Origin of the sequence: Polyangium sp. 15x6, assembly GCF_029960785.1 — a bacterium.
Classification (GTDB): Bacteria; Myxococcota_A; Polyangia; order Polyangiales; family Polyangiaceae; genus Polyangium.
The window spans coordinates 22,620-32,494 of the sequence record NZ_JASBQE010000124.1 but is presented as its reverse complement, the minus strand read 5'-3'; the positions used below and the strand labels follow the sequence as shown (position 1 = coordinate 32,494).

The window sequence follows — 9,875 nt, the reverse complement described above, 5'->3', positions numbered from 1 at the left end:
CTCGACCGGGCCTGTGCGATGAACTGCGCATCGCGCAGTTCATCGTCCTGGGTCCAGCCCCTGGCTGGTCCGGGTGCAGGGGCGGACAGCCCCTGCTGGGGCCTGGGGCAACGCCCCAGCGCAGCGGTCCCAACAAGAAACTCAGGCTGTCGCCAGGGTGAGGCGCGCGCTGCGGTTCGCGATGACGCTGACGATCACGAGCTGGCAGAAGTGGTAGAGCATGATCGGCGCGATGATCAGGCCGAGCGCCGGGTTGGCGCCGAAGATGAGCGGCGCGAGGGGCACGCCGGTGGCGAGCGATTTCTTCGATGCGCAGAAGAGGCAGGCGATCGTGTCCGGCCGGTCGAAGCCGAGCAGGCGGCAGGGAATCGACATGAGCCCGTAGATGAGGAAGAACAGCGCGACGACGCCGATGAGGATCCCCACGATTCGCAGGGCGTCATGGCCCTGCCAGACGCCCTCGACGATCGAATCGGAGAACGAGTTGTAGACGATCGCGAGGATGATTGCCCGGTCGGCCAGCTTGATCTGCTTTTCATTGCGCTGCGCCCAGGCAGCGAGCCAATGGCGCGCCACCTGACCGATGACGATCGGCAGCAGCACGAGCAGGACGACCTTGCCGATCACCGGCCCGAGCGGCATCGCCACGCCGGCCGTCGACAGGAACCAGGCCATCAGCAGCGGCGTCGCGAAGACACCGATCAGGCTCGACAGGGTGGCGTTGAAGATCGCGGCCGGCACGTTGCCATGCGCGAGCGAGGTCATCGCGACCGAGGAGGAGACGGTCGAGGGGAGCGCCGCGGTATAGAAGAAGCCGATCCAGACTTCCTGCGGCATGAAGCTCTTCAGCGGCGTGCCGAACAGCAGCACCACCGCCGGGAACAGCAGGAAGGTGCAGAGCTGGACGCAGAGATGCAGCCGCCAATGCCTGATGCCGGCTTTCATCTTTTCCGGCGCGAGCGTCAGGCCGTAGAGAAAGAAGACGACGGCGATGCCGTAGGTCGAGACCTCGTTCATGTGCAGGAGGCCGCCCGTCGAGCCGGGCCCGGGCATCACGATCGCGAGCGCCACGACGGCGACGAGCGCGAGGAGAAAACCGTCTATCGTGAAGCCGCGGATGGTCATGGAGGAGGATCCGGCGCGAGGGGCTCGACCGAGCACGGTCGGACCCGCGCTTCCTTAGCGCGCGGCGCGGCCAGGCGAAAGCAAACCCTCGAATCGCAGGAGCCGAGGACTTCCGAAAAACGCGTCAGAATTTCCCGCGCACCCAGCCCGTGGACGAGGTGATCGTCCGCTGCGAGTGGGGCGCCGCGTCCGGCGATCGTTGCGAGTGAGGCGCCGCGTCGAAGCTGCGCTGCGACAAGGGCGCGGCGTCCGAGGTACGGGCCGAGAGCGCGGCGGCGGACAAGGGCGGGAGCGACTGGGACGTGGAGCCGGAGAGGGGCGGCACCTCCGAGGGGCGCGTCACGCGCGGCGGCACGTCGGTGCGCGGGCCCGGAGGCGCCGTGCTCGGCCGGATGCTCTCCGGGGCGCGGTCGCGCTTCTGCCACGTGCCATTCAGATACTCTTCGATGCGCGAGACGAGCTCGTCGCCGTCGTTCGTCTTCGGGATGAACCCCGAGGCGCCCGTGCTCAAAACGAGGCTCTGGAGCTCCCGCGCCGGCCGGTCGGAGTGAAAAACGATGGGGCACGAGAGGATGCCCTTCTGGAGCGCCACCTCGACCAGCTTGCCCCCGTGGAGCGCCGGCATGTTGACGTCCACGAGCACGAGATCCGGCTGCTCGCGCGCCACGGCCGCGCCGAAGCCGAACGGCGAGTCGAGCGTGATCACATCGAAGCCGCGAGATTGCAGGAGCAGCTTGACCAGCTCACGGCAAATCTCGCTGTCGTCGACCACGAGAATCCGCCGCTTCGTCGCGCTCGCGCTCATGGATGCCTCTCGCGGGAGGTGGTTCTGCCCGAGCGTCATGCTGGGGCCATTGCCGGCATGGTATCGAGGAGCCGTTGCCACGGCAAGAAGGACGTAAACCCAGGGCACGATTCGCGCGGGCAGCGGAAAAACCGGGTATGGACGGAGTCAGAATACCTCGGGCCGCACGAGCAAGACCTCGGCCCCGTCGACGGTCACGATCTCGGCAGGGCAATCGTCGGCGGTCGGACAAAGGCGCGTGGCCACGGCCGCGTAAGGCGCGCCGCCGGCCCGCAACGTGAAGCGTGCCTCCCCGCGTCGGACCTCGATCCGCACGCCCTCGCCGCTCCGCGCGCCGCCCGGTGGCGCCATATCGAAGTATTCCACCGGATCGAGGGCCGGCATGCCACCTTCGGCGGGCACGACGCGGACGCCGGGGCCGGCCGCCACGGCGAGGACGAGGTCGGCGCCCCGCGCGGGAAAACACACGACGGGGAGCAGGTGGCTCGCCTGGGGGACGCGGAGCTGGAGGAGCGTGCCCTGGCCGCGGCGCGTGGTGATGGAGATACAGCCGCCGACGCGCTGGATGGCGGCGCGCGCCGCGTCGAGGCCGATGCCGCGGCCCGAGACGTCCGTGACCTCGGTGCGCGTGGAAAGCCCCGGGCGAAAGAGCAGCTCCGTGAGCTCGTCGTCCGGCGCGCGCAGGGCGATCTCGGGCGTGGAGATGCCGAGGTCGATCGCGCGCCTCCGCACCGCCTCGAGGTTCACGCCCGCGCCGTCGTCCTCGACCGTGATCTCGATCTCGCCGCCCTTCTGCCGCGCCGAGACGTGGACCGACGCGACGGGCGCCTTGCCCGCGGCGCGGCGGGCCTCGGGCCGCTCGATGCCGTGATCCACCGCGTTGCGCAGGGAGTGGAGCAGGACGACCTCGACGGACTCGGCGACCTCGGCGCGGACGCGCACGTCGCCCACGTCGAAGGCCACGCGGACCTCCTTGCCGAGGCTCTCGGCGAGGCCACGCACCCCCGCTTCGTGGGGCGCGAGCCGCGGCGCGAGGGAGACGGCCGAGAGCGAGGTGACCTCCTCGGAGAGCGCGCGGACCACGTCGCCGAGCCGCCCGCGCGCGCGCCCGGCCGCGACGTGCTCCAGAAAGACCCGCACCGCGAGGGCCGCGAGGCGCTGCTGCGTGGCCATCGACACGCGATCGCGCACGTCGACCGGGACGCTGCGGGACTCGGGGACGGGCGCGGGGGTTTGGGGCTCGTCGGCCGAGACCTCGGCGAGGACCTCTTCGATCTGCTGCACGAACCCGTCGACGTCCATCCCCGCGCTCGAGGCCGCGTCCTTCTTGCGGATCATCACGACCATGAACCGGATGGCCATGGTCACGACGAGGTCGACCTCCTCGGGCACGCGCCGGCCGCGCCTCGCCACGGCCGCGACGAGGCCTTCGAGCGCGTGGCAGAGGGTGGCGAGCCCGCCGAAGTGCATCATCCGGGCCTCGCCCTTCAGCGTGTGCAGCTCCTGCTGCATCACGGCGGCGACCTCGGGCCCGCCGTCGCCGTGCATGAAGCGGCCCCAATCGGCCTCGACGCGGTCGAGCCGTTCGAGCGCCACGCCGCGGAAACGCGCGAGGAGCTCGCTGGGAAGCGCACTCGGGCTCAAGTCGCCCCTCGCCGCACGGCAGGATCGCTCACGGGTTCGGACAACAATGGCGCCCCCTGGACGGGAGGCATCATACCCGAAGCAAAGAGAGAAGCGGGAGCGCAATCAACGCTCGACGGGGCCGTTCGGTCCCTGTAGGGTCGCATCGGGACATGAGGAAGCCGCTCGAGATCGTGCTCTTCCTGTCCGTCGTCGGAATCGTGCCTCGTGTTGCGCGGGCTACCGACGGGGATGGGAACACCGCGACGAACGCGCGTGAACCTACGGCCGCGGAGCGGGTCGAAGCGCGGCTGCGGGCGCTCGAAGAGGAGAACCGCCGCATGCGCGAGCGCGTGGCGGAGCTCGAGCGCGCGGCAAAGCAGAACGAGGCCGCGCGCGAGAAAATCGCGAAGCTCGAGGACGACGCGAGCTACTTCGATCAGCAGATCACGAGGCTCTTGCCCATCGTGAACAAGCTCGGCGGCTACCTCGACTTCGGGTTTTTCAGGGCCACGGGTAACGGCTCCGGGATACGGAGCGACCGCGGATACCGGTATTTCCCGGAGTACGAGGGCGACATCCCGGCGTCGTGGGTCTTTTATGGGGACCCGCTCTCGACGATGGTGAACGCGCGCGGCGAGCCGGCCGACACGGGCGAATCACGGGCGCTCACGTTCGACGCCATCGATAGCGGCGGAAAATCGTCGTTCGCGGTGAACGCGCTCAACATGCAGCTCTTCGCGGCGCCGCGCGAGGACCTCACGCTGACGGCCTCGATCGACTTCGCGCCGCGGGCGCGGGACGTCTCGGCGCCCGGGGATCGGGCGCTCGGCGATTTCATCGACGTCAAGCTGGCGTACGCCGAGTACCTCGTCCCGATCGAGCGCTTCGAGCTCAGCCTCTATGCCGGGAAGTTCGATTCGGTGCTCGGCTGGGAGTACCGAAACCGCGAGGCGCCCGACAGGCTCACCGTGACGCCGTCCTTGCTCTGCCGATACACGTGCGGATCGCCGCTCGGGCTGAAGGCGCGCGGGAAATTCTGGGACGGCGCGATGATCCTGAACGTGGCCGTGACGAACGGCAGCCACGGGGCCGAGACGTTCCCATTTCACGGCGAGATCGATCGAAACGACTGGAAGACCGTGGCGGGCCGGATCGCCTCGCGCGCGCCGCTCGGGGCCGGGCTCGAGGTCGGGCTCTCGGGCTCGATCGGCGCGCAGGACCTGCAAAGCGCCGAGGACGCGCTGCACACGCACGTCGGCGTGGACCTGCACCTCGATTGGCGCGATCTGGAGGTAACGGCCGAGGTCATGCAGGGCGTCATCGATGGGAAGAGCGCGACGGGGGACACGAAATGTGGCCTCGCGCCCTGCCTCCGGTATCGCGGCGGTTATGCGCTCGTGGGGTATCGGGTGCTGAACTGGCTCATGCCGTATGCCCGTGTCGACGCGCGGGACGCGGTACATCGAAGCGGCGTGAGCTTCGTCTACCAGTCCCAGGTCCTGCGCGCGACGGCCGGGGTGCGGATGGAGCTCGGGACCCATCTCATCCTGAAGGCCGAGTACAATCTGAACCGCGAGCTGGGCCGCGCCCCCCAGTTTCCGAACGACGTGTTCACGAGCTCGATGCTCCTGAAATACTGACGCTCCCGAGGAGAATGGCGCATGCGTCTCTGGTCTCGCCTCCTAGGCCTCCTGATCCCCCTCGGCGTGGTGACGATCCCGCTCACCGTCTCTTTCTCCCCGCGCGTGAGCCGCGCCGAGGCGCCGGCCGTGGGCCAGGTCTCGGGCGTGGTCACGGTCCTCGTGGACGACGCGCCGAAGGCCGATCGATCGGGCATCGTGATCTACCTGGAGAACGTGCCCGGCCCGGCGGCGCCGTCCGGCAAGCGTGAGATTCGCCAGAAGAACCTCACGTTCACGCCGGGGCTGATGGTCATCGTGAAAGGAACGACCGTCGAGTTCCCGAACGACGACAAGGTCTTCCACAACGTGTTTTCGGTCTCGAAGGCCGCGCGCTTCGATCTCGGGCTCTACAAGAGCGGCGAGAGCAAGTCCGTCACGTTCCGCGAGGCCGGCGTGGTGGACGTCTACTGCAACATCCACCCGCACATGGTCACGAAGATCAAGGTGCTCGACAACGGCTTCTACGCCGTGACGGGCGCGGATGGATCGTTCCAGATCAAGAACGTGCCGGTGGGGACCTACCCGGTCGTGGCGTGGCACGCGCACGGGCCGGAGGTGCGGGGCGAGGTGACGGTGGCAGCGGGCGGGACGGCGTCGTTCAAGCCGACGCTCGCGGAAGGCGCGGCGCCGAAGCGACACCTGAGAAAGGACGGGACGCCATACGGCCGCTACAAGTAACGGCGCTCCTCGCGTTCACGTTCGGCTGCGATCCCAGAGCGCCGCGGGAAGGAGCACCGCGCGCGGAGGCGAACCTCGGAGCGTCCGCGTCCCCGTCCCCGTCCTCGGACAAACCTTCGTTCGAAAAACCGCGCGCCCACGCGTTCCCCGCCGATCGATGCGGCGACTGCCACGGCATGCTCCACGCGGAGTGGAAGACGTCGGCGCACGCGCGCGCGCGGCACGCGCCGCTCTACGTCGCGATGCGGGATCGCTCGAAGAGCCCCGTGTGCGAGGTGTGCCACGCGCCGCTCGCGGGGCTCACGGATCCGGCGGCGCGGGCGGTCGACGAGGGCGTGACGTGCGAGGCGTGCCACGCGATCCGCGACGTCGGGCAGGACGCGGCCGAGCCGCGTTATACGTTTGACCTCGAAGGAAATCGCAAATTCGGCCCGTACTGCGACGCGAAGGACAACTACTTCCACAAGGTGGGCTGCGCGCCCGCGTTCCGCGACGCGCGCGTCTGCGGAGGCTGTCACGCGTTCTCGATGCCGCTCGCGGACGGCAAGAGCTTGCCGATCATCACCGAGTTCACCGAGTGGCGCGCGTCGAGCTTCGCGGTCTCGGGCACGGCCTGCCAGGAGTGCCACATGCCGGCGGAGGTGACCCACGCGGCGACGGGCACGGAGCGGAAGGTGCGCGTGGCGCACCACGGGTTCATGGGCGAGAAGGGCGAGCTCGTGCGCAAGGCGCTCGGGATCGTGGCGTCGGCGGCGGACCACGCAGGTAAGATCGCTGTGTCCGTGGTGCTGAAGAACGAAGGCGCAGGGCACGCGGTGCCGTCGGGGGTGGCCGGGAGGCAGGTCGCGGTGCGCGTGCAGGCGCTCGACGACAAGGGGCAAACGCAGGCGCGCGAGGAGCGCACGCTCGGGCGGGTGCTCGTGGACGAGGCGGGGCGTGAGGTGCCGTTTTATCTCGCGCGGGCAGAGAAGAGCGATGACCGGATCGCGCCGGGCGAGGCGCGCACGTTCGCGTTCGAGCTCGACGCGCCGCAATCGGGATCGCTCGTGATCGAGGTGGTGTGGCGCTCGGCGTCGCCAGCGCTCTCGGAGGCGCTCGGCGTGCCCGCGGAGGAGCGTTCGATGGGGAAGATCGAGATCCCGTTCGGCGGAAAGCGAAGCGGCAAGGGGCGCGAGCACCTGCCGAAGACGGTGGTGGTGCGGCCATGAAGTTTCGCAGCACGTTGCTCCTCTGGATCGTGCTGCTCATCGCGGCGATCACGGTGGCCACGGCGGGGAGCGCGGCGATCGTGCTGGAGCGGCGCGCGCGGGTGGAGCTCGGAGAGGCGCTCGAACGGAGCGCGCGGGTCTTCGAGGCGCACCGCAAAGAGCGGCTGCGCGCGCACGCAGCGAAGGCGCACGTGGTGGCGGAAGAGCCGCGGGTCAAGGCCGTGGTGGCGACGGAAGACGTGTCGCCGGAGACGGTCCACGGCGTGGCCGACGAGCTCTACAAAGCCGTGAAGAGCGAGCTGTTCCTGATGACGGACGGGACGGGGATCCTGCTCGCGGACGTGGCCGATCCGAAGGCGTCGGGCTTCGACATGTCGAAGGATCCGATCATCGCGGGCGCGCTGCGCGACGGCGAGAAGTCCGGGCTCTGGACGAACGAGGGGAAGCTCTACGAGGTGGTCGCGCGGCGGCTCGCGTTCGGGACCGAGACGGTCGGCGTGCTGGTGCTCGGCTTCAAGCTCGACCATGCGCTCGTCGAGGAGGTGCGTCTCCAGACGGGGAGCCTCGTGGTGGTGACGGATGGAGCCACGGTGGTGGCGCATTCGAAGCTCGAAGACGGGACGGAGGCGCCGAGCGAGGTGCTCCAGATGGTGACGGCGTCCTCCGCGCGCGAGGGCGGGCCATATCTGTCGACGTCGCGGACGCTGGATACGGCCGCAGGCGGGGCGCGCACCGTTCACCTCGCGCGCTCGCTCGATCGCGCGCTCGCGCCGTCGCGCGAGCTCGAGGCGCGCGTGGCGCTCATCGCGCTCGTCGCGCTCGCGGCGGCGGCGGCGCTCGCGATCGTTCTCTCGCGCAGGCTCTCGCGCCCGCTCGACGGGCTCATGGCGTTCGTGGGCGACGTGTCGCGCGGAAAGCTCGACGCGCAGGCGACCGTGGCAGGCCCGACGGAGCTCCGCGCGCTCGGCGACGCGATGAACCGGATGGCGCGCGAGCTCGCGGAGTCACGCGAGCAGATGGCGGCGAAGGAGCGGCTCGAAAAAGAGCTCGAGATCAGCGCGCGGATCCAGACGTCGATCCTGCCGCGGCGCCTCGACGTGCCGGGGCTCGAAGTGGCGGCGCGGATGATCCCGGCGAGCGAGGTCGGCGGCGACTACTACGACGTCTTCCCCGTGGAGGGCGGGGGCATCCTCGCGATCGGCGACGTGGCGGGGCACGGGCTGCAATCGGGGCTCGTGATGCTGATGGTGCAGAGCGCGCTCGCGGCGCTCGGCCGGGAGGATCCATCGGCGCGGCCGAAGGACCTCGTGCGCGTGCTGAACCTCGTGCTCTACGACAACATCCGCAACCGCCTGCGGAACGACGAGCACGTTACGCTCACGGTGATGCGCTACCACCGGAGCGGCCGCGTGGTGTTCGCAGGCGCGCACGAGGACATCCTCGTCCTGCGCGCAAGCACCAGGAAGATCGAGGCGATCCCCACGCTCGGCCCGTGGGTCGGCGCGATGCGCGACGTCGCGCGCACGGTGCAGGACGACGAGCTCGTCCTGGAAGACGGCGACGTGATGGTGCTCTATACGGACGGCGTTACCGAGGCGCGGAGCACGTCGGGCGAAATGTATGGAATGGACCGACTCACGGCGCAGATCGAGGCGCTCGCGGGCGAGCCCGTGGAGCGGATCCGCGACGTGATCCTCGAAGACCTGGCCCGCTTCTCACACGGCAAGGGGCAAGAGGACGACGTGACGCTCGTCATCGTGCGGTTCCGAGCGAGCGAGACGAGCGCCGAAGGCTGAGATAGATTGGGCTACCGATCCACAGAGGAACGATGACCGAACCCCCGACCTCATTCGAGCTGACGTTCCGGCCCAACGTCGAGCTCATCTCCATCGTTCGGAGGTTCGTGACCGATTTTTACGAGCGGATGATCGAGGACCGCGACACCGTGTCGCGGATCGCGCTCGCGACCCACGAGCTCCTGGAGAACGCCGTCAAGTACGGGAGCGACGGCGCGACGTTTCTGTCCATCACGTTCGAGCCCGGAGACACGGCGAGCACGGTCTCCATCCAGCTCGTGAACCGGGCGAACGCCGAGCACATCGCCGCGCTCGCCACTATCTTCGAGGAGATGAGCCGGTACGACGATCCCTTCGCCCACTACCAGATCGCGATGGCGCGCACCGCCAAGCGAAAGGTGGGCTCGGGGCTCGGCCTCGTGCGCGTGCAGGCCGAAGGAGAGATGACGATGAGCTACACCATCGAGGACGACAGGGTCACGATCCTGGCGCAGACGACCGTCGCCGCGCGGAGGAGCTCGTGAGCGCGGCATCGGATCTCTCGGTCTCGCTCCGCGACTTCTCGGCGAACGTGCGCGCCGAGGGTCGCTCGCTCGTCCTCGTCCTCTCGGGCAACGCGGACATGGCGGCGAAAGACAGCCTGGACTCGCTCCTGCCGCGCATGCACGCCGAGGCGCTGCGGATCGGCGTCGCCGAGGTGCAGGTGGACTTCCGCAACCTCGAGTTCATGAACTCGTCTTGCTTCAAGAGCTTCGTGTCCTGGATCAGCGAGATCGGCGAGCTCGAAAGGAGCAAGGAGTACAAGATCCGGCTGCTCTCGAACGCCGAGATGCACTGGCAGCGCCGCAGCCTGCACGCGCTCCGGTGCTTCGCGGTGGATCTCATCAGCGTCGAGTCGTGACGCCGCGTGCGCTCGCTCCCCCGGCGAGATCCTTGGGGCTGAAATGAAAAGAGG

9 protein-coding genes are annotated in these 9,875 nt (G+C 69.1%); 6 read left to right on the top strand and 3 right to left on the bottom strand.

The window, feature by feature from the left end; translation table 11 throughout:
* Positions 1–141: 141 nt before the first annotated feature.
* The 3 genes from QHF83_RS46820 to QHF83_RS46810 all read right to left on the bottom strand — a co-directional run bounded on the left by QHF83_RS46820 (position 142) and on the right by QHF83_RS46810 (position 3,574).
* Positions 142–1,125 (bottom strand): bile acid:sodium symporter family protein, encoded by a 984-nt coding sequence (locus QHF83_RS46820; RefSeq protein WP_282424647.1) that lies wholly within the window; start codon positions 1,123–1,125, stop codon positions 142–144.
* A gap of 124 nt (positions 1,126–1,249) precedes the next feature.
* The gene (locus tag QHF83_RS46815) at positions 1,250–1,930 is read right to left on the bottom strand and encodes a response regulator (protein WP_282424646.1); all 681 of its coding nucleotides are present in this window, start codon (positions 1,928–1,930) and stop codon (positions 1,250–1,252) included.
* A 147-nt stretch (positions 1,931–2,077) separates the two neighbouring features.
* Positions 2,078–3,574, bottom strand: a complete 1,497-nt coding sequence (locus tag QHF83_RS46810; RefSeq protein WP_282424645.1) for an ATP-binding protein — start codon at positions 3,572–3,574, stop codon at positions 2,078–2,080.
* A gap of 152 nt (positions 3,575–3,726) precedes the next feature.
* Between QHF83_RS46810 and QHF83_RS46805 the strand changes: the two genes are divergently transcribed.
* Genes QHF83_RS46805 through QHF83_RS46780 form a run of 6 tightly spaced genes read left to right on the top strand, consistent with a single transcriptional unit; the run spans position 3,727 to position 9,821 of the window.
* A complete protein-coding gene (locus QHF83_RS46805) occupies positions 3,727–5,196 on the top strand; it encodes a hypothetical protein (RefSeq protein WP_282424644.1) in 1,470 nt (489 codons plus the stop codon).
* 21 nt (positions 5,197–5,217) lie between these two features.
* Positions 5,218–5,916: a carboxypeptidase regulatory-like domain-containing protein gene (locus QHF83_RS46800; protein WP_282424643.1), complete on the top strand. Its 699-nt coding sequence runs from the start codon at positions 5,218–5,220 to the stop codon at positions 5,914–5,916.
* A complete protein-coding gene (locus QHF83_RS46795) occupies positions 5,898–7,124 on the top strand; it encodes a multiheme c-type cytochrome (protein WP_282424648.1) in 1,227 nt (408 codons plus the stop codon). The genes QHF83_RS46800 and QHF83_RS46795 overlap by 19 nt, the downstream gene beginning before the upstream one ends.
* Positions 7,121–8,920: a SpoIIE family protein phosphatase gene (locus QHF83_RS46790; RefSeq protein ID WP_282424642.1), complete on the top strand. Its 1,800-nt coding sequence runs from the start codon at positions 7,121–7,123 to the stop codon at positions 8,918–8,920. The genes QHF83_RS46795 and QHF83_RS46790 overlap by 4 nt, the downstream gene beginning before the upstream one ends.
* Positions 8,921–8,952: 32 nt before the next feature.
* On the top strand, positions 8,953–9,444 hold the full coding sequence (locus QHF83_RS46785; RefSeq protein WP_282424641.1) for a hypothetical protein: 492 nt from the start codon (positions 8,953–8,955) through the stop codon (positions 9,442–9,444).
* Complete coding sequence (locus QHF83_RS46780; protein WP_282424640.1) at positions 9,441–9,821, top strand: hypothetical protein; 381 nt, start codon at positions 9,441–9,443, stop codon at positions 9,819–9,821. Before QHF83_RS46785 ends, QHF83_RS46780 begins: the two co-directional genes overlap by 4 nt.
* Positions 9,822–9,875 lie beyond the last annotated feature (54 nt).

Coding starts and splice junctions, on each gene's coding strand:
- QHF83_RS46790 (WP_282424642.1), top strand. CDS start 7,121: ATGAAGTTTCGCAGCACGTTGCTCCTCTGGATCGTGCTGCTCATCGCG.
- QHF83_RS46815 (WP_282424646.1), bottom strand. CDS start 1,930: ATGAGCGCGAGCGCGACGAAGCGGCGGATTCTCGTGGTCGACGACAGC.
- QHF83_RS46820 (WP_282424647.1), bottom strand. CDS start 1,125: ATGACCATCCGCGGCTTCACGATAGACGGTTTTCTCCTCGCGCTCGTC.
- QHF83_RS46785 (WP_282424641.1), top strand. CDS start 8,953: ATGACCGAACCCCCGACCTCATTCGAGCTGACGTTCCGGCCCAACGTC.
- QHF83_RS46805 (WP_282424644.1), top strand. CDS start 3,727: ATGAGGAAGCCGCTCGAGATCGTGCTCTTCCTGTCCGTCGTCGGAATC.
- QHF83_RS46800 (WP_282424643.1), top strand. CDS start 5,218: ATGCGTCTCTGGTCTCGCCTCCTAGGCCTCCTGATCCCCCTCGGCGTG.